Source organism: Acidovorax sp. GW835-FHT14B10 (genome assembly GCF_058793725.1).
The window spans coordinates 1-22,795 of the sequence record NZ_JBXAGC010000002.1; the positions used below are offsets into that span (position 1 = coordinate 1).

Genomic DNA, 22,795 nt, shown 5'->3' on the forward strand with positions numbered 1-22,795 from the left:
CCCCCGCGAGGTCAAGCGCTCTCGCAGCAAGTTCCCAACAAAGAAAATGCCAGTCAGGGCTTAACTGACTGGCATTGGCCTTCGGGCGGTTTTTCTTTGCGGGCCTGTCGCTCAGGTCAGCAGGAAGTTCACCGGTTCCAACGCGGGCGGCAGGTCTTTTTCGCCCAGCGATTCGCGCAAATTGATCTCGATGGCCCGGCACAAAGTGTCGAGCGGCAGATCGTTGCTTTCCATTCCGAAGGGTTCCTCGATCTCGTCGCCCAGCGCGTCCAGGCCGAAGAAGGTGTAGGCCACGATGCCCACCACAAAGGGCGTCATGAACCCCGTGGTGTCCACCAGGCCGAAGGGCAGCAAAAAGCAGTACATGTAGGCCGTGCGGTGCAGCAGCAGCGTGTAGGAAAACGGCACGGGGGTGTTCTTGATGCGCTCGCACGAGGCGGCCGAGGCCGTCAGGGAGGACAGCGTGGCATCCACCGATGCCGCCAGGCAGGGCTCGATCTGGCCCTGGCGCACGCACTCGCCCAGGTCGCGGCCCATGTGCAGCATGATGGCGTCGGCGGGGCTCGAGGTGCTGCGCGCTTTTTCAAACTCTGCCGCCGTCAGCCAGCGCTGCAGCACGGCGTCATCGCGCTGGTCGCGCAACTGCAGCCGCAGCGCATGCACGAAGGCGATGGCGCGGTGCACCATGCGCACCCGCACATCGTCGTCACGCCGGGCGGGGTTGGGCGGCGCAGGCAGCTGGATCAGGCCCTGGCACTGGCGCGACAGCGTGCGCGTGCGGTGCACGATTTCGCCCCAGAGCTTGCGGGCTTCCCAGTAGCGGTCGTAGGCGGTGGTGTTGCGAAATCCCAGAAAAATCGCCAGCGGCAGACCGATCAGGGTGAAAGGAATGGCGGTGAGCGTGATCTTGAGCGTGAACAGGTTGCCGTGCACCAGCGTCACCAGGGTCGCCAGCAAGACGTTGAGCAGCAAGGTGAGGCGGATGCGGTGCAGCACCGAGCCGCGCAGGACCAGAAACAAGCGCAGTCCCGACGGACGCTCACGAACAATCATGCCAAAAAACCAAGGGAAAACCCTTATTGGACCACAGCCCACCCCGTGGCGCCAAGGCGGTGCGCCCCCCGATGGGCCACGGGCGGAACGGCCCGGTCAGACCAGCAACCGCGACGATTTGGGCACATGGGCCATCAAAAACTCCATCTGGTCGACCAGGATGCGCCGGTTGCGCAGGATGAAGTCTTCCCACAGGCTGGGCACATAGGGCGCATACAGCAGGGGCATGTGGGCCTGCTCGGGCGTGCGCGGGCCCTTGCGGTGGTTGCAGGGGCGGCAGGCCGTGACCACGTTCATCCAGTGGTTCTGGCCGTTGCGCGCAAACGGCACGATGTGCTCGCGCGTGAGGTCTTCTTCGTGAAAATGGCCGCCGCAATAGGCGCACACATTGCGATCGCGCGCAAACAGCTTGCTGTTGGTGAGGCTGGGCTTGAGATCGAAAGGGTTGATGCCCGGCACGCCGCGGGTGCCGACGATGCTGTTGACGGCAATCACCGATTGCTCGCCCGTGAGGGCACTGTAGCCGCCCCGGAAACGGGCAATCTGTCCGCCCGACTCCCAGCGCACCTCCCCGGCGGCATAGTGAATCACCGCCTGCTCCAATGTGATCCACGATTGGGGCAGCCCTTGGGCCGACAGCTTCAAGACCTTCACAACACGCCTCCTGGAACAAAAGTACACAAGGATTCGGAACGCAGATGGCACTGCGATCACAATATACTCCGTTTTCATGACAAATTGGCGTCTTGCGCTTGATACATCAGCGCAGGCTGCTATTAAAACAATATCAAACCGATGAAGATCTTTCGCGGCTTCCACCACCCGGACATCGCCCGCGCCTGCGCGCTGACCATTGGCAATTTCGACGGCGTGCACCGGGGCCACCAGGCCATGCTGGCCCTGCTGAACAGCGAGGCCACCCACCGGGGCGTGGACAGCTGCGTGCTGACCTTCGAGCCCCATCCACGCGACTATTTCGCCGGTGCGCTGCGCAAGCCGGACCTGGCTCCGGCCCGCATCGGCACGCTGCGCGACAAGCTCACCGAGCTGCAGCGCTGCGGCGTGCAGCAGGCCGTGGTGCTGCCATTCGATGCGCGGTTGGCCGCCCAGTCACCCCAGGCCTTCATCGACGAGGTGCTGGTGCGCGGCCTGGGCGCACGCTATGTACTGGTGGGCGACGATTTCCGCTTTGGCGCCCAGCGGGCGGGCGACTACGCCATGCTGGACTCGGCGGGCCAGCATCTGGGTTTTGACGTGGCCCGCATGAACAGCTATGAGGTCCATGGGTTGCGCGTTTCCAGCTCCGCCGTGCGCGATGCGCTGCAGCGCGGCGACATGGCCGCCGCCGCCAGCCTGCTGGGCCGGCCCTACACCATCAGCGGCCATGTCGTGCACGGGCGCAAGCTCGGGCGTGCGCTGGGGGCCAGCAACGCTGATGTCGGCGACGGTTTTCGCACCCTGAACCTGCGCTTCGCGCACTGGAAGCCTGCCGCCAGCGGCATCTTTGCCGTGCTGGTGCATGGCCTGGGCCATGCGCCCCTGCCCGGGGTCGCCAATCTGGGTGTGCGGCCCTCGCTCGATCCGGCGGATGTGAACGGCGGCCGCGTGCTGCTCGAAACCCATTGCCTGGACTGGCCCGCCGATCTGGGGCCCGAGGGGGCGTACGGTAAAATCATCCGCGTGGAACTGCTGCACAAACTGCACGACGAGCTGAAATACGACGGTCTCGATGCCCTGACGGCGGGTATTGCCAAAGACTGCGCCGATGCACGTGCCTACTTTGCGTCGGCCCACGCCCCCTCCGATACCGAGACCCGGCGCCAGACCACGCGCGACCGAATTTGAGGTGGCTGCCCTGCGCAGCGCCTGCTCGGGCGACCCATTCGCCTCCCGTGCCCTCCTCCCGTTTTGACCCGGGCCCGCCCCGGAATGCCCTGTTTTAAGGCTTATCCATGTCCGACAACGCCAGTCCCGCACCCACCGACTACCGCAGCACGCTGAACCTGCCCGACACACCGTTCCCGATGCGCGGCGATCTGCCCAAGCGCGAGCCGGCCTGGGTCAAGGAGTGGGAAGACCAGGGCGTCTACAAGAAGCTGCGCGATGCGCGCTGCGGCAAGCCCAAGTTCATCCTGCACGACGGCCCGCCCTATGCCAACGGGCAGCTGCACATCGGCCACGCGGTCAACAAGATCCTCAAGGACATGATCACCAAGGCGCGCCAGCTCGAAGGCTTTGACGCGCTGTATGTGCCCGGCTGGGACTGCCACGGCCTGCCCATCGAAAACGCCATCGAAAAACTGCACGGCCGCAACCTGCCGCGCGACGAGATGCAGGCCAAGAGCCGCGCCTTTGCCACCGAGCAGATCGCGCAGCAGATGCAGGATTTCAAGCGCCTCGGTGTGCTGGGGGAGTGGGACAATCCCTACAAGACCATGAACTACGCCAACGAGGCGGGCGAGTTGCGCGCCTTGAAGCGCGTGATGGAACGCGGCTACGTGTACCGCGGCCTCAAGCCCGTGTACTGGTGCTTCGACTGCGGCTCGTCGCTGGCCGAGTTCGAGATCGAATACCAGGACAAGAAGAGCCAGACGCTGGACGTGGCCTTCAAGGCGCACAACCCGGCCCGGCTGGCCGCCGCCTTCGGCCTGCCGGCCTTGGCCAAAGATGCCTTCGCGGTCATCTGGACCACCACCGCCTGGACCATCCCCGCCAACCAGGCGCTCAACCTCAACCCCGACCTGCCCTATGCGCTGGTGGACACCGAGCGCGGCCTGCTGATCGTGGCCGAAACGCTGGTGGAATCCTGCCTGCAGCGCTGGAACCTGCAAGGCCAGGTGCTGGCCGTGGCCCAGGGCCGGCAACTCGGCGGCCTCGAATTCGAGCACCCGCTGCACGATGTGGATGCCGGCTACCGCCGCCTGTCGCCCGTGTACCTGGCCGAATACGCCACGGCCACCGACGGCACCGGCCTCGTGCACTCCTCGCCCGCCTATGGGGTGGAAGACTTCAACTCGTGCGTGGCGCATGGCATGCAATACGACGACATCCTCAACCCCGTGCTGGGCAACGGCCGCTATGACGAATCGCTGGCGCTGTTCGGCGGCCTGAACATCTGGAAAGCCTGCCCCATCATCATCGAGGCGCTGCAGGCCGCCGGCCGCCTGCTGGGCACCACCACCATCACCCACAGCTACCCGCACTGCTGGCGCCACAAGACGCCCGTGATCTACCGCGCCGCCGCCCAGTGGTTCGTGCGCATGGACGAAGGCGAGGGCGTGTTCACCACCGACAAGGCCCCCGGCACGCTGCGCCAGACGGCGCTGGCCGCCATTGAGCAGACCCACTTCTACCCCGAGAACGGCAAATCGCGCCTGCGTGACATGATCGCCGGCCGGCCCGACTGGTGCATCTCGCGCCAGCGCAGCTGGGGCGTGCCCCTGCCGTTTTTCCTGCACAAGGATTCGGGCGAGCTGCACCCACGCACCATGGAGATCATCGACCAGGCCGCAGCCATCGTCGAGCAGGGCGGCATCGAGGCCTGGAGCCGCATGACGGCCGAAGAGGTGCTCGGCGCCGCAGACGCCGCGCACTACACCAAGAGCACCGACATCCTCGAAGTGTGGTTCGACTCGGGCTCCACCTTCTGGCATGTGATGCGCGGCACGCACGGCAGCATGCACCACGACGAAGGTCCCGAGGCCGACCTGTACCTGGAGGGCCACGACCAGCACCGGGGCTGGTTCCACAGCTCGCTGCTGCTGGCCAGCGCCATCTACGGCCGCGCGCCCTACCGCGGCCTGCTCACGCACGGCTTCACGGTGGACGGCCAGGGCAAGAAGATGAGCAAGTCGCTGGGCAACACCGTCTCACCGCAGGAGGTGAGCGGCAAGCTGGGCGCCGAAATCATCCGCCTGTGGTGCGCCGCCACCGACTACTCGGGCGACCTGGCGATTGACGACAAGATCCTGGCGCGCGTGGTCGATGCCTACCGCCGCATCCGCAACACGCTGCGCTTTTTGCTGGCCAACGTGAGCGACTTCGACCCGGCCCAGGATGCCGTGCCGTTCGAGCAGATGCTGGAGATCGACCGCTACGCGCTGGTGCGCGCCGCGCAGTTCCAGGAAGACCTGCTGGCCCACTACCGGGTGTACGAGTTCCACCCCGTGGTGGCCAAGCTGCAGCTGTACTGCTCGGAAGACCTGGGCGGCTTTTACCTGGATGTGCTCAAGGACCGCCTCTACACCACGGCCCCCAAGAGCCTGGCGCGGCGCAGCGCCCAGACCGCGCTGCACCAGATCACGCACGCCATGCTGCGCTGGATGGCGCCGTTCCTGTCGTTCACGGCGGAAGAAGCCTGGAAGATCTTTGGCAACTCCGAGTCGATCTTCCTCGAGACCTTCTCGGCGCTGGGCCACAGCGACGACGGCCTGCTGGCCAAGTGGCGCCGCATCCGCGAGATCCGCGACGCCGTCAACAAGGACATCGAGGCGCTGCGCGCCGCCGGTCAGGTGGGCGCCTCGCTGCAGGCCTGCATCACACTGACGGCGCCCCCCGAGGACCACGCGCTGCTCGCCAGCCTGGGCGATGACCTGAAGTTCGTCTTCATCACATCCACCATTGAATTAATAGCTGGAAGCGTTTTACAGGTGAGCGCCAGGGCCAGTTCCGACGCCAAATGCGAGCGCTGCTGGCACTACCGTGACGACGTAGGCCACGACGCGGCCCACCCCACCCTGTGCGGGCGCTGCACCAGCAACCTCTTTGGCAGCGGCGAAGAACGGAAGGTGGCCTGATGGCCCAGGGCAGCACCCCATTGATGCGCAGCCCGGGCGCCAGCCTGTGGCCCTGGCTGGCCTGGGCGGCGGTCATTTTGCTGGCCGACCAGTTCACCAAGACGCTGATCCTGGGCTACTACCGGCTCGGCGATGCCACCACCATCACCAGCTTTTTCAACATCGTGCGCGCGCACAACACGGGTGCGGCCTTCTCGTTCCTGTCCGATGCGGGCGGCTGGCAGCGCTGGCTGTTCACGGGCATCGGTGTGGCCGCCACGCTGTTCATCGTCTGGCAGCTGCGCGCGCACCCGGGGCAAAAGCTGTTCTGCTTTGCGCTGGCGAGCATCCTGGGCGGCGCCGTGGGCAATGTGGTGGACCGGCTGATGCACGGCTACGTCGTGGACTTCCTCGACTTCCATGCGCGCGGTTGGCATTTTCCGGCGTTCAACATCGCCGACGCGGCCATCACCGTGGGCGCGGCCTGCCTGATCCTCGATGAATTGCTGCGCGTGAAAAACGCGCGCTGAACACGTTCTGGCCGACCGGTTGCCGATCCCCTGAGGGACGGCGGCCGCCAGCGCGCACCCATCCACCCGCTGGCCGGCGCAGCCTTTGCGCCCAGGCACCGGCTTGCGGGCTATAGTTGCATGCTTCTTTTCCATGAAGCATCTTCTCAACCTTCTGGCCGCCGTGGCCCTGCTTGTGTGGGGCACCCATCTGGTGCGCACAGGCATCCTGCGCGTCTTCGGCACCAACCTGCGCCAACTCATTTCGCGCAGCGTCAGCACCCGCCTCACCGCCGTGCTCTCGGGCATCGGCGTCACGGCCCTGGTGCAGTCCAGCACCGCCACCGCCCTCATCGTGTCCTCGTTCGTGGGCCAGGGCCTCGTGGGCCTGCCGGCCGCGCTGGCCGTGATGCTGGGCGCCGACGTGGGCACCAGCGTGATGGCCGTGGTGTTCGCGATGGACCTGTCGTGGCTGTCGCCCCTGTTCATCTTTGTGGGCGTGGTGCTGTTCATCGCGCGCCAGGACACGCCCGTCGGGCGCGTTGGACGGGTGCTGATCGGGCTGGGGCTGATGCTGCTGGCCCTGCGGCTCATCACCGATTCGACCACGGTGCTCACGCAGTCGCCCACCGTGCGCACCCTGCTGGGGGCACTCACCAGCGACTTGCTCCTGGAGCTTTTCACGGGTGCCGTGCTGGCGGTGGTGTCCTATTCCAGCCTCGCCACGGTGCTGCTGACCGCCACGCTGGCGGGCTCGGGTGGCATTCCGGTGGAGGTGGCCCTGGGCCTGGTGCTGGGCGCCAACCTGGGCAGCGGCCTGCTGGCGGTGCTCACCACGCTCAAATCGAAGGTGCAAACGCGCCAGGTGCCGCTGGGCAATCTGGTGTTCAAGATCGTGGGCGTGCTCATCATGATGCCGCTGGTGGGCCTGTGGCTGCGCCATGTGCGCCCCTATGTTCCCGATGCGGCCACGCTGGTGGTGCTCTTCCATCTGGCGTTCAACACCGTGGTGGGCCTGGTGTGCATCGGCCTGACCGGCATGGTGGCGCGCGTCGTGCAGCGGCTGCTGCCCCACGAAGAGGCGCCCGCGGCCGGGGCCCGGCCCAGGCACCTCGATCCCTCGGCGCTGGCAACGCCTTCGCTGGCCATCTCCTGCGCGGCCCGCGAGGCGCTGCACCAGGCCGACGTGGTCGAATCCATGCTGATGGGCATGCACCAGGTCATCCGCACCGATGACCTCAAACTGGCCCACGACCTGCGCCGCCTCGATGACCAGGTGGACGACCTGTATTCGGCCATCAAGTACTACATGACCAAAATCTCGCGCGAGGCGCTGGACGAGCGCGAGGGCCAGCGCTGGGCCGACATCATCAGCTTCACCATCAACATGGAGCAGATCGGCGACATCATCGAGCGCGTGCTCGTCGACATTGAGGACAAGAAGATCAAGAAGGGGCGCCAGTTCTCCGATGCCGGCATGGAAGAGATCAACGAGCTGCACGCGCGCCTGGTGGACAACCTGCGCCTGGCCATGAGCGTTTTCTTGAACGGCAATGTGCGCGATGCGCAAAAGCTGCTGGAAGAAAAGGCGCGCTTTCGCGATCTGGAGCACGCCTACTCGGCCACCCACCTGGCCCGCCTGTCCGACAACACCGTGCAGAGCATCGAGACCAGTTCGCTGCACATCGACCTGATCAGCGAACTCAAGCGCATCAACTCGCTGCTGTGCTCGGTGGCTTACCCCATTCTGGAGTCAGCCGGCGCCCTGGCGCCCAGCCGGCTGCGCGCCTCGGTGCAGTAGCCGGCGAGAGCCCGTCCAAGATCAGGCTGCGGAGCGCAGCGGCGTTTCCCTCCGCGCTCACCAATGCGCTTGCGGCGCCATCGCCGCACAATGGTTTTCGCTATTAATAAATGAGCTCCCCGCGACCACCGGATAAGCGCCAGAGCCAAAAAAAGTCTGAAATATCCAGATGCTGGCTGCCCGGCACCCACGCCGGCGCCGTGCGCGGCTTCAATCGCCCAGACGGCCGGCCACCAGCCGCAGCACGCGGTCGCAGCGCGCGGCCAGCGACTCGTCGTGCGTCACCATCACGAACGCCGTGCCCTGCTCGCGCGCCAGTTGCAGCATGAGGTCGAACACGCCATCGGCCGTGCTGCGGTCCAGGTTGCCGGTGGGCTCGTCGGCCAGCACGCAGGCCGGCCGCGTCACCAGGGCGCGCGCAATCGCCACCCGCTGGCGCTCGCCGCCCGAAAGCTCTGCCGGACGGTGGTGCAGGCGGTCCTTCAAACCGACGGAGGTGAGCACCCCCTCGGCCTCGGCATGGCACTGCGCCAGCAGCAGGCGCCGGATGCGCAGCGGCATGGCCACATTGTCGAGCGCGCTGAACTCGGGCAGCAGGTGGTGAAACTGGTAGATGAAGCCCAGGTGCCGGTTGCGCAGCTGCCCCTGGCGTTCAGCCGACAGCGCGGACATTTCCTCGCCCTTGAGGCGTACCGTGCCCGTCGTGGGCGCATCCAGCCCGCCCAGCAGGTGCAGCAGCGTGCTCTTGCCCGAGCCCGATGCACCCACGATGGCCAGCGTTTCGCCGGCATGGATCTGCAGGTCCACGCCCTGCAGCACGGTCACATCCAGGCGGCCTTCGGTGAAGCGTTTGGTGAGGCCCCGCGCCTCCAGCACCACGGGGGCGCCCGACACGGCGTTTGCGGAGTTGGCAGCCGAGCCGCCGCCGGGCCGCCCCAAGGCAGCGAGCGCCCCCTCGGGGGGCAGCGAGGACACGCCAGTGCCGAGCGTGGGGGTGGTGTTACTCATAGCGCAATGCCTCGGCAGGATTGACACGGCTGGCGCGCCAGCTGGGGTAGAGCGTGGCCACGAAGGCCAGCACGAGCGAGATGACGCCGATGGGCACGATGTCGCTGCTCTGCGGCTCGCTGGGCATCTTGCTGATGAGGTAGATGTCCTTGGGCAGAAAGCTCGCATTCAGCGCGCGCTCGATGGCGGGCACGATCACATCGATGTTGAAGGCAATGCCCAGGCCCAGCAGCAGGCCCACCACCGTTCCGATCACGCCCACCATGGCGCCCTGCACCACAAAAATGCCCATGATGCTTTTCGGGCTGGCGCCCAGCGTGCGCAGGATGGCGATATCGGCGCGCTTGTCGGTCACCGTCATCACCAGCGTGCTCACCAGGTTGAAGGCCGCCACGGCCACGATCAGCGTGAGGATGATGAACATCATGCGTTTTTCCAGCTGCACGGCGGCAAACCAGGTCTTGTTCTGCTGCGTCCAGTCGCGGATCAGCAGCTGGTCGCTCAGGCTGCCGGCCAGTTGCCGGGTCACCTCGCGCGCCTGGTGCAGGTCCTTGAGCTTGAGGCGGATGCCCGTGGGGCCCTCGAGGCGGAAGATGCGCTGCGCATCCTCGTGGTGCAGCAGCACCAGGGCCGAGTCGTATTCGTAGTGGCCCGAGTCGAATGTGCCCGCCACCGTCATCTGCTTGAGGCGCGGCACCACACCCGCGGGTGTGACCTGGCCTGCGGGGGCGATCAGGGTCACCACATCGCCCGCACGCACGCCCAGGGCGCGGGCCAGCTCGCCGCCCAGCACCACGCGGAACTCGCCGGGCACCAGCAGCTGGAGCGTCTGCTCGTTGGTGGCCGCCAGATCGGTCACCGCGCCTTCGAGCGCCGGGTCGATGCCGCGCACCAGCGTGCCCTTCATGTCCTCGCCGCGGGCCAGCAGGGCCTGCGCGCCCACAAAGGGCGCGGCGCCGATCACGTTGGGGTTCTGCCGGGCCTCGGCCAGCGTGCGCGCCACATCGGGCAGGGCCGCGCCCTGGGGCGCAAAAATCTCGATGTGCGAGACCACGCTGAGCATGCGGTCGCGCACCTCTTTCTGAAAGCCGTTCATCACCGACAGCACGATGATGAGCGCCGCCACACCGAGGGCAATGCCCAGCATGGACACGCCCGAGATGAACGAGATGAAACCATTGCGCCGCGTGGCGCGGCCCGCGCGCGTGTAGCGCCAGCCCAGGGCCAGTTCGTAGGGAATTTGCATAAGCTGGCGATTGTGGCACCGCACGCCAGCGCGCCCAGTCTTCAGCTGCTCGCGCGCAGCCCACGCCCGCCCCGGCGCCGGTCGGCCTTGGGCAGGTCGGCGCCGCGCTGCATGGCATCGGCCTGGTGCTGCAACACTGCCAGCAGCGCGTCCAGCTGGTCTGCCTCGACCGGACTCAAGGGAGCCACCAACGCCTGGTGGATAGCCATCATCCGGGGCAGCACAGCCTCGTACAGGGCACGGCCCGCGCCGCTCAGGTGCAGGACCACTTGGCGGCGGTCGTGCGGGCGGGGCACACGCACGACCAGTTGCCTGGCCACCAGCGCCGTGACGGCCCGCGAGGTGCGCGCCCGGTCCAGCTGCGCCGCGTCGGCCAGCTCGGACGACAAAATGCCGTCACGCTTGCCCAGTTGCGCCAGCACCCGCCATTCGCGCCGGGTGATGCCGAACTCACCCTCGCAGATGCGGGTGACCAGGCTGCCGGCCGTTCCCAGTACCCGACCCAGGCGGTACAGCAGCATGTCGTCGATGCCCTGGGGGTTGAGGGTTTTCACGGTAATGAATTGATTAGAACAATGATCCACATCAATCTTACAGTCGATCCAGCCTCTTCATTTTTGCGAGCGAGACACCACGATGCGCACTCTTTTTCCCACCCGCCGCCTGGCCTTGCTGGCCCTCAGCACCTGTGCCCTGGCTCCGCTGCTGCACGCCCAAACCGCTGACTACCCCAACAAGCCGGTGAAGTTCGTCAACGCCTTCACGCCCGGCGGCCCGGCCGATGTGCTGGCCCGCTCGCTGGGCGAAGCCCTGCAAACGCAGTTCAGGCAGCCCTTCATCGTCGAAAACAAGCCTGGTGCGGCCGGCAACATCGGTGCTGACCTGGTGGCCAAAAGCCCGGCCGATGGCTACACGGTGATGTTCGGCATCGACACCACCTTCACCATCAACCCGCACATCTACCCCACCATGCCGTTCAAGCCGGGCGACCTCAAGCCGCTGATGGTGGTGGCCACGTCCGGGCTGATGGTGGTGGCGCACCCGTCCACCGGCTTCAAAAGCCTGTCGGACATGGTGGCCACGGGCAAGGCGAAGGGCGTGAACTTCAGCTCCGCCGGCAGCGGTAGCCCCGGCCACCTGGCCGCCGAGATGTTTGGCGGCGCCACGGGTATGAAAATCCAGCACATTCCCTACAAGGGCAACGCGCCCGCTGCCACCGCCGTGCTGGCCGGCGAGGTGGACGGCGGCGTGCTGGGTGTGCCTGCGCTGATGCCGCACGTCAAGGCCGGCAAGATGACGGCGCTGGCCGTGACCAGCCGCCAGCGCTCCAAAGTGGCCCCGGACGTGCCCACCGTGGTCGAAGCGGGCTACCCACAGCTGGTACAGGAAATCCTGTACATGGCCATGGTGCATGCCGCCACGCCCGAGCCGGTGGTGCAAACCCTGCAACGCAGCATGCTGGAGGCCCTGCGCCGCCCCGACATCCAGGCCCGGCTGGCAGCGCTGGACTTGCAGGTGGATGGCGCAGTGGGTGCAGCCGCCAGCAAACGCCTGGCGGATTTGTCGGCGCAATATGGCCGCGTCGCCAAAGCCACCAACATGAAGGTGGATTGAAAGCGCCCACCATGCAAAAACCCAATCTGATCTTTATCGTGGCCGACGACCTGGGCTTTGCCGACCTGGGCTGCTACGGCGGGCGCGATGCCGCGTTCGGCCCGGTCTCGCCAGTGCTCGACGGTCTGGCCTCCCACGGGCTCAAGCTCACCCAGGGCTATTCCAACTCGCCGGTGTGCTCGCCCACCCGCTTTGCCATGATCACCGGGCGCTACCAATACCGCTTGCGCGGCGCGGCGGAAGAGCCCATCAATAGCCGCAGCAAGGGCAGCACCACGCTGGGCCTGCCGCCCGAGCACCCCACCCTGCCCTCGCTGCTCAAAGAGGCGGGCTACCGCACGGCGCTGATCGGCAAATGGCACCTGGGCTACCCACCCGCTTTTGGCCCGCTGCAATCGGGGTACGAAGAGTTTTTTGGCCCCATGTCGGGCGGGGTGGATTACTTCAGCCACCACAGCAGTGCGGGCCACCACGATCTGTATTTTGGCGAGGAGAGCCATACCGAAGAGGGCTACCTGACCGACCTGTTCTCGCAGCGCGCGGTGGACTATGTGAACCGCATGGCCGACCAAGATGCCCCCTTTCTGCTCAGCCTGCACTACACCGCCCCGCACTGGCCCTGGGAGACGCGCGACGACCAGGCGCTGTCCGAAGAGGTGAAATCCAACCTCTTTCACCTGCATGGCGGTAACATCCACCAGTACCGCCGCATGATCCACCACATGGACGAGGGCATAGGCTGGCTGGTGGAGGCCCTGCGCACCAATGGTCAGCTGGACAACACGCTGATCGTCTTCACCAGCGACAACGGCGGCGAGCGTTTCTCGGACAACTGGCCGCTGGTGGGCGGCAAGATGGATTTGACCGAGGGTGGCATCCGCGTGCCCTGGATTGCCCACTGGCCCGCCGTGATCGCCCCGGGCCGCGAGAGCACCCAGCAGTGCCTGACCATGGACTGGACCGCCACGCTGCTGGACGCCGCCGGCGTGGCCGCGCACCCGGATTACCCGCTGGACGGCGTCTCGCTGCTGCCCGTGCTGCGCACGCCGGGACAAGAGTTTGACCGACCCGTACATTTCCGCATGAACCACCGTGGCCAGCGGGCGCTGCGCGATGGCGACTGGAAGTACCTGCGCGTCGATGGCAACGATTACCTGTTCAACATCCCGCAGGACGAGCGCGAGCGCGCCAACCTGGGCATGCGCCAACCCGAGCGCCTGGCCCAGATGCGCGCCAGCTGGGAAGCCTGGAACGCCACCATGCCCGCCATCCCGCCGGATGCCACGGTATCGCTGGGCTATTCGGTCAAGGACATGCCGCCGCGCTGACACGCCCATGCGCCTGTGGCAGGGCGCGCTTGAAGCTCCAGTCTTGGCGCCATGAAACACCTGTTTCCTTTTTTGCACTGGCCCCGGCCCACTGCGGCGCTGCTGCGCAGCGAAGCGCTGGCAGGCCTGACCGTGGGTCTGATGGTCTTGCCCCAGGGCGTGGCCTACGCCGCGCTGGCCGGCATGCCGCTACAGACGGGCATTTACGCCTCCATGCTGCCGGCGCTGATTGCAGTGCTGTTCAGTGCCTCCACGCGGCTGTCGGTGGGGCCAACGGCACTGAGCTGCCTGCTGATCAGCGCCTCCCTCAACGGCCTGGCAACGCCGGGCAGTGCGCAATGGGTCAACCTGGCGGTGTGGCTGGCGCTGCTCAGCGGCCTGCTGCAAACAGCGCTGGGGCTGCTGCGCTTTGGCTGGCTGCTGAACCTGGTCAGCGCACCGGTGCTGATGGCGTTTACCCAGGCGGCGGCGGTGCTGATCATGGCCTCGCAATTGCCCGTGCTGCTGGGTATGGGCAGCACGGAGCTGAGCGTGTGGGAAGGCGGCTGGCCCGACCTGCGCGCCATGGGCTTTGGTCTGGTCAGCCTGGCGCTGCTGGTGCTGGTGCGCCGCTGGCGGCCCGCGTTTCCGTCGGTGCTGCTGATTGTGCTGCTGAGCGCGGCAGTGTCGGTGGCCATCGGCTTTGCCACGCTGGGCGGCCCGGTGGTGGGGGTGCTGCCACACGGGCTGCCCGGGCTGTTTGTGCCGCGCTGGCCGGGCTGGGAGGCGCTGGGCCAGTTGGTGCTGCCCACGTTGGTGATCACGCTGGTGAGTTTTCTGGAAACCGCGTCGAGCGCGCGGGTGGACAGCGACCGCGCTGGCAAGCCCTGGAACCAGAACCAAGACCTGATCGGCCAGGGCCTGGGCAAGCTGGCAGCGGGTTTATCGGGCGCGTTTCCGACCAGTTCGTCGTTTTCACGCTCGGCGCTGAATTTGTACGCGGGGGCGCAGACGGGCTGGGCCACGATGGCCTCGGTGGTGGTGGTGGTGCTGGCGCTGCTGCTGTTCATGCCGGTGCTGCAACAGGTGCCCCACGCCGTGCTGGCGGCGATTGTGCTGGTGGCGGTGATCGGGCTGCTCAAGCCGCACGAGTTTGTGCGGCTGTGGCGCATCTCCCGCGTGGAAGCGGCCATTGCCGGTGCCACCTTTGTCGTCACGCTGCTGGCAGCGCCCCGGCTGTACTGGGGCGTGCTGACCGGCATCTTGCTGGCACTGGGCCATTTTTTGTACCAGCGCCTGCACCCGCGCATCATTGAAGTGGGCCAGCACCCCGACGGCAGCCTGCGCGACCGCCAGCTGTGGCATCTGCCGCCGCTGGCGCCGCGCCTGTACGCGCTGCGCATGGATGCTGCGCTGGACTTTGCCGCCGCCAGCAGCTTTGAGCGCACCATCGTCGAGCACCTGGCGCAGCACCCCGGCACGCAGCATGTGTGCCTGCTGGCCCAGCCCATCAACCGCATCGACGCCACGGGCATCGAGGTGGTGGCCAAGCTGTGCGCCCAGCTGCATTTGCAAGGCATCACGCTGCACATCAGCGGCCTGAAGCTGCCCGTAGAGACGCCCCTGCGCCGCGCAGGCGCCCTGCCTGCGGGCGACTCGCTGCGCCTGTACCGCACCGATGCCGAACTGCTGGCCGCGCTGGCCCGGCTGGACGAGGGGCCAGACGACCTTGCGGGGGCGGCGATTTAAAACGGCTTGCACAACTCAGCGAAGCGGTTCTGGCGAGGCGCTGCGCCGCAGGCCGTGCGAGTGGTGCGAGTGGTGCGAGTGGTGCGACACGACGCTGCAACGACGCCAGAAGAGGTTTTTAGCCGCCCTGAGGCCATCCCGGACAATAGTGCCCCATGTCCGACCCGCTCCATCTGCTCGTTCCCTACGCCGCCAGCCACCACCCCGGCTGCCAGCACGCGCTGCAAACGCTGTCCCTGCCCCACCTCAACTGGCTGCTGCGCCACCTGCAGCGCACCGGCAGCGACACCTTCGACGAAGACCACCCTGCCATGCCCCACGAGCGGGCGCTGGCGCGCGCCCTGGGCCTGCCGGGCGACGGCGCAAACGCGCCCTGGGCTGCCTGGCAGGTGCAGCAGCAAACACAGGCGGCGGATGCGCAGGCCTGGGCCTTTGTCACGCCCTGCCACTGGCAGGTAGGCACCGACCACATCACCCTGCGCGACCCGCAAGCGCTGGCGCTGGACGAAGCGGCCTCGCGCGCCCTGCTGGACATCGTGGCGCCCTGGCTGCAAAGCGATGGCATCGCCCTCACCTACGACCAGCCCACACGCTGGCTGGCCAGCGGTGCGCTGCTGGCGCACCTGGCCACACCGTCGCTGGAGCGCGCACAAGGCAGCGATGTGCGCGGCTGGCTACAACACCAGGCGCAAACCACCGGCCAGCAAAGCGCGCAGGTGCAGGCGGCGCAAACCTGGCAGCGCCTGCACAGCGAATTGCAAATGCTGCTTTATACCCACCCCTTCAACGACGCCCGCAGCGCCCAGGGGCTGCTGCCGGTCAACGCTTTCTGGGTGCATGGCGCAGGCCGCCTCGATACTGCCCCGCAGCCGAACGCAGTGCAGGTGCAAGACACCCTGCGCGCCAGCGCCCTGCGCCAAGACTGGGACGCCTGGGCCAAGGCCTGGACCGCACTGGACGCCGGCCCCCTGGCCCAGTTGCACGCCCAGGTGGCGCGCGGCGTCAGCGCGCAGCTCACGCTGTGCGGCCAGCGCAGCGCCATCACCTGGCACACCGGCCAACGCAGCCTGCGGCACAAATTTTTGAATCTTTTCCGGCCCCAGCGCTTTATTGATGTTCGCGAACAGCTATGAAAATAATAGTACGCGACATTCCCCCCCGCGCCGCCTGGGCGCTGGAGCAGGCCGGCGTGCATCCGCTGCTGGCCCGCCTGTATGCCGCACGCGGCGTGCGCGCCAAGGACGAGCTCGACGATGGCCTGGCGCGCCTGCTGCCACCCAGTGGCTTGAAAGGCATTGGTGAGGCAGCGCGCTTGCTGGCCGACGCCATGGCGCAGAACCAGCGTCTGGTCATCGTGGCCGACTACGACTGCGACGGCGCCACCGCCTGCGCCGTGGGTGTGCGCGGCCTGCGCCTCCTGGGCGCCCAGAACGTGGACTACCTCGTGCCCGACCGTGTGACCGACGGCTACGGCCTCACGCCCCCCATCGCCCGCCGCGTGGCCGAGCGCGGCGCCGACGTGCTGATCACCGTGGACAACGGCATTGCCAGCGTGGAAGGCGTGGCCACAGCCAAGGCGCTGGGCCTGCAGGTGCTCGTGACCGACCACCACCTGCCCGGCCCCGCGCTGCCCGCCGCCGACGCCATCGTCAACCCCAACCAGCCCGGCTGCCCATTTGAGAGCAAATCCATGGCGGGCGTGGGCGTGATGTTTTATGTGCTGCTGGCCCTGCGCACCGAGCTGCGCGCGCGCGGTGTTTTCGACACCGCCACCCAACCCAAGCTGGACACCCTGCTGCCGCTGGTGGCGCTGGGCACCGTGGCCGATGTGGTCAAGCTCGACGCCAACAACCGCCGTCTGGTCGCCCAGGGCCTCAAGCGCATCCGCGCCGGTGCCATGCCCGCCGGCATTGCAGCGCTGTTCAGCGCTGCAGGCCGCAAGGCGGCGCAGGCCACCACCTTCGACTTTGGCTTCGCTTTAGGCCCGCGCATCAACGCAGCAGGCCGCCTGGCCAACATGACGCTGGGCATCGAATGCCTGCTGACCGACGACGCAGGCCGCGCCGCCGAGCTGGCGGCCACGCTGGACGGCATCAACCGCGAGCGCCGCGAGATCGAGGGCGGCATGCGCGACCAGGCCCTGCTGATGGCCGAGAGCCTGTTCCAGGAGGACGAAGAGCCGCCGCCCGCCATCAGCGTGTTCGACCCCGATTTCCACGAAGGCGTGGTGGGCATCGTGGCCAGCCGCATCAAGGACAAGCTGCACCGCCCGACCTTTGTCTTTGCCGCCAGCAGCGCACCGGGCAAGGCGCACGAGCTCAAGGGCTCGGGCCGCTCCATCCCCGGCTTTCACCTGCGCGATGCGCTCGACCTGGTGGCCAAGCGCCACCCCGGCGTGCTGCTGAAGTTTGGCGGCCACGCCATGGCGGCGGGCTGCACCGTGGCCGAAGAAGCCTTCGAGGTGTTTGAGCGCGCCCTGGCCCAGGTAGCGCAGGAATGGCTGGACGCCGCCACCCTCACCCGCCGCATCGAGACCGACGGGCCGCTCGCGCCCGAATACTGCCACGCCGACATCGTGGACACCCTGCACCACGAGGTGTGGGGCCAGGGCTTTGCGCCGCCCACATTCAGCGAAGAAGTGCAGGTGCTGAGCCAGCGCCTGGTGGGCGAGGCCAAGAACCACCTGTCGATCAAGCTCATGCACCAGGGCAACCCCGTCGACGCCATCTGGTTCGGCCACACCGAGCAGCTGCCCGCGCGCGTGCTGCTGGCCTTTCGCCTCGACGTGAACGAGTGGAAGGGCGAGCGCAAGGTGCAGTTTCTGGTGGAAGGCGCGCAGACATGATCTGGCTGGTTTCAAGAAAACCCGCCTGCAGATCCGATGGATAAAGCGCCCAGCGCTATTCATCCAGAAGCATTCTGGCGTCTGGCGCAGTCCCGGTTTGCGTCGGGCCCCAAGGGGCTGCGCGGTTCGCCAACGCCAGCGCCCGACGCGGCAAACCCGTAGAATCGGTTGGTGACCACCTACCTCAACGCCGACCTGCACTGCCACTCCGTGGTATCGGACGGAACCATGGCGCCCGAAGACCTGGCGGCGCGGGCCAAGGCCAACGGGGTCGAGCTGTGGGCCCTGACCGACCATGACGAAATCGGTGGCCAGCACCGCGCCGCTGCCGCCGCCCGCAGCCTGGGCATGGCCTACCTCACCGGCACCGAAATCTCGGTCAGCTTTGCCGGCACCACGGTGCACATCGTGGGCCTGGGGTTCGACCCCGACAACCCGCAACTCGCGCAAGGCCTGGCCGCCACCCGCGGCGGCCGCGGCGGGCGCGCACGCGAAATGGCCGCGCAGCTGGCGCAGGCAGGCATTCCCGGCGCCTATGAAGGTGCACTGCAGTTCGTGGGCAACCCCGAGCTGGTTTCGCGCACCCACTTTGCGCGTTTTCTGGTGGACACCAAGGTCTGCCGGGACACCGCCGAGGTGTTTCGTAAATACCTGATCGAAGGCAGGCCCGGCTATGTGCCGCACCGCTGGGCGGCGCTCTCCGATGCGGTGCGCTGGATCACCGAAGCCGGCGGCGTGGCGGTCATCGCCCACCCCGCGCGCTACAAGCTCACCGCCAACGAGGAATACGCGCTGTTCTCCGAATTCAAGGCCCATGGCGGCCAGGGCGTGGAAGTGGTCACCGGCAGCCACAGCGCGGCCGAATACGTCACCTACGGGGCCATGGCCCACGAGTTTGGCCTGGCCGCCTCGCGCGGCAGCGACTTTCACAGCCCCGAAGAATCCCATACCGACCTGGGCGCCCTGCCCCTGCTGCCCGGCACCCTCACCCCCGTGTGGGAGCTGCTGGCCGAGCGGGTACAACCCGCCGCCTGACATTGACCTGGAGGCATTGACTGCCATGGCCCAGTATTTCGAAGTCCACCCCGAAAACCCCCAACCCCGCCTGCTCAAACAGGCGGCGGCCCTGCTGCAAAAAGGCGGCATCGTGGCCGTGCCCACCGATTCGAGCTACGCGCTGGTGTGCCACCTCGACGACAAGGACGCCGTCGATCGCCTGCGCCGCATCCGCCAGGTGGACGACAAGCACCACCTGACCCTGCTGTGCCGCGACCTGTCGGAGTTGGCCAACTACGCCCGCGTGGACAACCGCCAGTACCGCCTGCTCAAGCTGGGTACGCCGGGGCCCTACACCTTCATCCTGGAAGCCACCAAAGAGGTGCCGCGCCGCGTGAGCCACCCTTCGCGCAAGACCATCGGCCTGCGCGTGCCCGACCGCAAGGGCCTGCAGCTACTGCTGGAACTGCACGGCGCGCCACTGCTGGCCACCACCCTGATTCCAGCCGGCGAAACCGAGCCCCTCAACGACCCGCAGGACATCCGCGACCGCTATGAAAAACTGGTGGACGCCATCGTGGACGCGGGTGCCTGCCCCCTGGAGCCCACCACCGTGATCGACCTCACGCCCATGGGCAACGGCGGCGACCCCGAAGTGCTGCGCGAAGGCCGCGGCAGCGTGCAGGCCCTGGGGCTCTGAGCCCGGCCGCGCGCGCCAAGGTTCAAAGCCCTGCGGGCGGCCAGCCCGCCGGCGTCTGAGACAATCTGGCCGGTGGACATCTCCAATCTCATCCAAACCGTTCTGATCTACGCACTGCCGGTGCTGTTTGCCATCACCGTGCACGAGGCGGCCCATGGCTATGCCGCGCGCCACTTTGGCGACAATACCGCGGATATGCAGGGGCGCATCACCCTCAACCCCCTCAAGCACATCGACCCGGTCGGCACCATCCTGATGCCGCTGCTGCTGTACTTCGCCACCTCGGGCGCCTTCCTGTTCGGCTACGCCAAGCCGGTGCCGGTGAATTTCGGCAACCTGCGCAACCCCAAGCGCCACATGGTGTGGGTGGCCCTGGCGGGACCGGCCTCCAACTTCATCCAGGCCGTGCTGTGGGCCATTGTGCTGGTGGCCCTGGTGGGCACGGGCGTGGACGAGCGCTTCTTCGTCGAGATGGCGCGCGCCGGCGTGCTGGTCAACCTGGTGATGTGGGCGTTCAACCTGTTTCCGCTGCCACCGCTGGACGGCGGGCGCATCCTGGTGGGCCTGCTGCCCTGGAAGCAGGCGCACATGGTGTCGCGCATCGAGCCCTGGGGTTTCTTCATCGTGATGGGCCTGGTGATTGCCGGCGTGGTGGGCACGCTGTGGCTGCGCCCGCTGATGTCGCTGGGCTACAGCGCCATCAACCTGCTGCTCACACCCCTCACGGCGCTCCTGCGCTGACCCCCTCTCACTCTTTCTGCGGCTTCGTTTCATGAGCACCACCCGCTTTCTCACCGGCATCACCACCACGGGCACGCCCCACCTGGGCAATTACGTGGGCTCCATCCGCCCCTCGGTGGCGGCCAGCCGCACGCCGGGCGTGCAGAGCTTCTACTTCCTGGCCGACTACCACGCGCTCATCAAGTGCGAGGACCCGGCCCGCATCCAGCGCTCCACGCTGGAAATCGCCGCCAGCTGGCTGGCCGCGGGGCTGGACCCCGAGCGCGTCACGTTCTACCGCCAGTCCGACATCCCCGAGACCACCGAACTGACCTGGCTGCTCACCTGCGTCACCGGCAAGGGCCTGCTCAACCGCGCCCACGCCTACAAGGCCGCGCAGGACAAGAACGCCGCCGCTGGCCGCGAGCCCGACGATGGCGTGACGGCGGGCCTGTTCATGTACCCGGTGCTGATGGGGGCCGACATCCTGATCTTCAACGCCCACAAGGTACCCGTGGGCCGCGACCAGATCCAGCACATCGAGATGGCGCGCGACATGGCGGCCAGCTTCAACCACCTGTATGGCGAGCATTTCACGCTGCCCGAAGCGGCGATCGACGAGCATGTGGCCACGCTGCCGGGGCTCGATGGCCGCAAGATGAGCAAGAGCTACGACAACACGATCCCGCTGTTCTCCTCGCGCGAGCAGCTCAAAAAGCTGATCGGCGGCATCCTGACCGACTCGCGCGCGCCCGGCGAGCCCAAGGAGGTCGAGGGTTCGGCCCTGTTCCAAATCTACCAGGCCTTTGCCACGCCCGCCGAAACCGAGGCGCTGCGCAAGCACTATGCCGAAGGCATTGCCTGGGGCGATGCCAAGCAGCTGCTGTTCGAGCGCATCGACCGCGACGTGGCCCCCCTGCGCGCGCGCTACGAGGACCTGATCGCCCACCCCGAGCAGATCGAGCAGACCCTGCTGGCGGGTGCCGAACGCGCGCGCCAGATCGCCACGCCCTTTGTGCGCACGCTGCGCGCCACCGTGGGCCTGCGCAGCTTGGCCCAGGGCGCCGCAACGCCCAAGGCCGCCAAGGCCGCCAAGACCGCCCTGCCCAGCTTCAAGCAGTACCGCGAAAACGACGGCCAGTTCTACTTCAAGTTCGTGGCAGCCGACGGCCGCCTGCTGCTGCAAAGCACGGGCTTTGCCGCGCCCAAGGACGCAGGCCAGGCCATCGCCCGCCTGCAGCGGCAGGGCGAAAGCGCCCTGGCCACCCTGACCGGCCAGCTGGCGCCCGTGCAAGGCGTGCTGCCACAGGACGTGGCCGCCGCCCTGCAGCAACTGGCCGAGGCCGCCAACAGCTGATGGGCAGCACCGGATGCTATTATTTATATAGCGATTAGCGCTTGATACATAAGCACCGGAGGTCCAGAATGACTGATAAGCTTGCCCTCCTCCTGCTTTGTGCGCTGGCGCCCGTGGCCAGCGCCCTGGCGGCAGCGCCCAAGGCGCCTGGCCCCCAGATCTGGACCAACACGCTCGGCATGGCCTTCGTGAAGGTGCCGGCCGGCAGCTTCTGGATGGGCAGCGATGAAGCCCCCGAAACGCTGGCCGAGGCGTACCCCCAGCTGGAGCATGAGCGGTTCACCCTGCTCACCGATGAAGCCCCGGTGCACCGCGTGCGCATCGGCCGCGCTTTTTATATGGGGCAGCATGAAGTCACCGTGGGGCAGTTCCGGCGCTTCATCGAGGCATCGGGCTACCGCCCGGAATCAGAGGCCGATGGCACCGGCGGCTATGGCTACAACCCCGATTACGACCCCGCCACCACCACCCGCGGCGATGCCTTCGAAGGGCGCGACACACGCTATTCCTGGCGCAATCCCGGTTTTGCCCAGGATGACGACCACCCCGTCGTCAACGTGACCTGGAACGATGCCCAGGCGCTGGCCGCCTGGCTCAGCCGCACCGAAGGCCAGCGCTACCGCCTGCCCACCGAAGCCGAATGGGAATACGCCTGCCGCGCCGGCACCCGCACCCGCTACCCGCACGGCGATGCACCAACGGGGCTGGAGCGCGCGGCCAATGTCTTCGACCAGGCCGCCGCGCCCTATTGGCCGCGCTGGCAGCAGCACGCCCTGGCCGGCAGCGACGGCTACGCCTTCACGGCACCCGCAGGCCGCCTGGCCCCCAACGCGTTCGGGCTGCACGACATGCTGGGCAATGCCTGGGAGTGGGTGGCGGATTGGCATGGCGACCACTACTACGCCCAGTCCCCCCGCACCAACCCGCAAGGCCCCACCGACGGCAGCGTGCGGGTGCGCCGGGGCGGCTCATGGCACACGTGGCCATTCTATGCCCGCTGCAGCTACCGCAACTGGAACAGCCCCGACACACGCTACACACTGGTGGGCATGCGCCTGGTGCGCGAAATCGGGCGGCCCTGAGCGCGTTGGTACGAACGGATGTCTGCGCTGTTC

At 67.3% G+C, this 22,795-nt stretch carries 19 protein-coding genes; 14 read left to right on the forward strand and 5 right to left on the reverse strand.

Features of this window, described 5'->3' with window-relative positions:
* Positions 1-111 precede the first annotated feature (111 nt).
* Both AC1Q5S_RS01885 and AC1Q5S_RS01890 read right to left on the reverse strand, forming a co-directional pair.
* The gene (locus AC1Q5S_RS01885; RefSeq protein WP_492238235.1) at positions 112-1,053 is read right to left on the reverse strand and encodes a bestrophin family protein; all 942 of its coding nucleotides are present in this window, start codon (positions 1,051-1,053) and stop codon (positions 112-114) included.
* A 96-nt stretch (positions 1,054-1,149) separates the two neighbouring features.
* Positions 1,150-1,707 carry an HNH endonuclease gene (locus AC1Q5S_RS01890; RefSeq protein WP_303836973.1) on the reverse strand — a complete coding sequence of 186 codons (558 nt, stop codon included), beginning with the start codon at positions 1,705-1,707 and terminating at the stop codon, positions 1,150-1,152.
* A 141-nt stretch (positions 1,708-1,848) separates the two neighbouring features.
* Between AC1Q5S_RS01890 and AC1Q5S_RS01895 the strand changes: the two genes are divergently transcribed.
* From AC1Q5S_RS01895 to AC1Q5S_RS01910, 4 genes are all read left to right on the forward strand, one after another.
* Positions 1,849-2,898, forward strand: a complete 1,050-nt coding sequence (locus tag AC1Q5S_RS01895; protein WP_492238236.1) for a bifunctional riboflavin kinase/FAD synthetase — start codon at positions 1,849-1,851, stop codon at positions 2,896-2,898.
* A 107-nt stretch (positions 2,899-3,005) separates the two neighbouring features.
* Positions 3,006-5,849, forward strand: coding sequence for an isoleucine--tRNA ligase (gene ileS / locus AC1Q5S_RS01900; protein ID WP_303836969.1), 2,844 nt, complete (start codon positions 3,006-3,008; stop codon positions 5,847-5,849).
* Entirely contained in the window at positions 5,849-6,358 is a 510-nt protein-coding gene (gene lspA, locus AC1Q5S_RS01905; protein WP_303836967.1) for a signal peptidase II, read from the forward strand. Before ileS ends, lspA begins: the two co-directional genes overlap by 1 nt.
* 133 nt (positions 6,359-6,491) lie before the next feature.
* Positions 6,492-8,138 (forward strand): Na/Pi cotransporter family protein, encoded by a 1,647-nt coding sequence (locus AC1Q5S_RS01910; RefSeq protein WP_303836966.1) that lies wholly within the window; start codon positions 6,492-6,494, stop codon positions 8,136-8,138.
* A gap of 210 nt (positions 8,139-8,348) precedes the next feature.
* Here AC1Q5S_RS01910 and lolD read toward each other — a convergent pair whose 3' ends face one another.
* From lolD to AC1Q5S_RS01925, 3 genes are read right to left on the reverse strand one after another with little or no spacing between them, the layout of a single operon-like run.
* The gene (gene lolD, locus AC1Q5S_RS01915; protein ID WP_492238237.1) at positions 8,349-9,146 is read right to left on the reverse strand and encodes a lipoprotein-releasing ABC transporter ATP-binding protein LolD; all 798 of its coding nucleotides are present in this window, start codon (positions 9,144-9,146) and stop codon (positions 8,349-8,351) included.
* Entirely contained in the window at positions 9,139-10,392 is a 1,254-nt protein-coding gene (locus AC1Q5S_RS01920) for a lipoprotein-releasing ABC transporter permease subunit (RefSeq protein WP_303836963.1), read from the reverse strand. Before AC1Q5S_RS01920 ends, lolD begins: the two co-directional genes overlap by 8 nt.
* A 41-nt stretch (positions 10,393-10,433) precedes the next feature.
* Positions 10,434-10,946, reverse strand: a complete 513-nt coding sequence (locus tag AC1Q5S_RS01925; protein WP_492238238.1) for a MarR family winged helix-turn-helix transcriptional regulator — start codon at positions 10,944-10,946, stop codon at positions 10,434-10,436.
* An 82-nt stretch (positions 10,947-11,028) separates the two neighbouring features.
* On the opposite strand from AC1Q5S_RS01925, the gene AC1Q5S_RS01930 reads away from it, so the two are divergent.
* The 10 genes from AC1Q5S_RS01930 to AC1Q5S_RS01975 all read left to right on the forward strand — a co-directional run bounded on the left by AC1Q5S_RS01930 (position 11,029) and on the right by AC1Q5S_RS01975 (position 22,762).
* On the forward strand, positions 11,029-12,006 hold the full coding sequence (locus AC1Q5S_RS01930; RefSeq protein ID WP_422203521.1) for a Bug family tripartite tricarboxylate transporter substrate binding protein: 978 nt from the start codon (positions 11,029-11,031) through the stop codon (positions 12,004-12,006).
* Positions 12,007-12,017: 11 nt separating this feature from the next.
* A complete protein-coding gene (locus AC1Q5S_RS01935; RefSeq protein ID WP_422203523.1) occupies positions 12,018-13,334 on the forward strand; it encodes a sulfatase family protein in 1,317 nt (438 codons plus the stop codon).
* Between the two features lie 51 nt (positions 13,335-13,385).
* Positions 13,386-15,062 carry a SulP family inorganic anion transporter gene (locus AC1Q5S_RS01940; protein ID WP_492238239.1) on the forward strand — a complete coding sequence of 559 codons (1,677 nt, stop codon included), beginning with the start codon at positions 13,386-13,388 and terminating at the stop codon, positions 15,060-15,062.
* Positions 15,063-15,217: 155 nt separating this feature from the next.
* A complete protein-coding gene (locus AC1Q5S_RS01945) occupies positions 15,218-16,195 on the forward strand; it encodes a phosphoglycerate mutase (protein ID WP_422203527.1) in 978 nt (325 codons plus the stop codon).
* Positions 16,192-17,907 carry a single-stranded-DNA-specific exonuclease RecJ gene (gene recJ, locus AC1Q5S_RS01950; protein WP_492238240.1) on the forward strand — a complete coding sequence of 572 codons (1,716 nt, stop codon included), beginning with the start codon at positions 16,192-16,194 and terminating at the stop codon, positions 17,905-17,907. Before AC1Q5S_RS01945 ends, recJ begins: the two co-directional genes overlap by 4 nt.
* A gap of 171 nt (positions 17,908-18,078) precedes the next feature.
* Positions 18,079-18,942 carry a 3',5'-nucleoside bisphosphate phosphatase gene (locus AC1Q5S_RS01955; RefSeq protein ID WP_422203531.1) on the forward strand — a complete coding sequence of 288 codons (864 nt, stop codon included), beginning with the start codon at positions 18,079-18,081 and terminating at the stop codon, positions 18,940-18,942.
* Positions 18,943-18,967: 25 nt separating this feature from the next.
* A complete protein-coding gene (locus AC1Q5S_RS01960; protein ID WP_092699196.1) occupies positions 18,968-19,603 on the forward strand; it encodes an L-threonylcarbamoyladenylate synthase in 636 nt (211 codons plus the stop codon).
* Positions 19,604-19,675: 72 nt separating this feature from the next.
* Positions 19,676-20,344 carry a site-2 protease family protein gene (locus tag AC1Q5S_RS01965; protein ID WP_492238241.1) on the forward strand — a complete coding sequence of 223 codons (669 nt, stop codon included), beginning with the start codon at positions 19,676-19,678 and terminating at the stop codon, positions 20,342-20,344.
* 31 nt (positions 20,345-20,375) lie between these two features.
* Positions 20,376-21,680 (forward strand): tryptophan--tRNA ligase, encoded by a 1,305-nt coding sequence (locus tag AC1Q5S_RS01970; protein ID WP_492238242.1) that lies wholly within the window; start codon positions 20,376-20,378, stop codon positions 21,678-21,680.
* 68 nt (positions 21,681-21,748) lie between these two features.
* A complete protein-coding gene (locus AC1Q5S_RS01975) occupies positions 21,749-22,762 on the forward strand; it encodes a formylglycine-generating enzyme family protein (RefSeq protein WP_422203534.1) in 1,014 nt (337 codons plus the stop codon).
* Positions 22,763-22,795 lie beyond the last annotated feature (33 nt).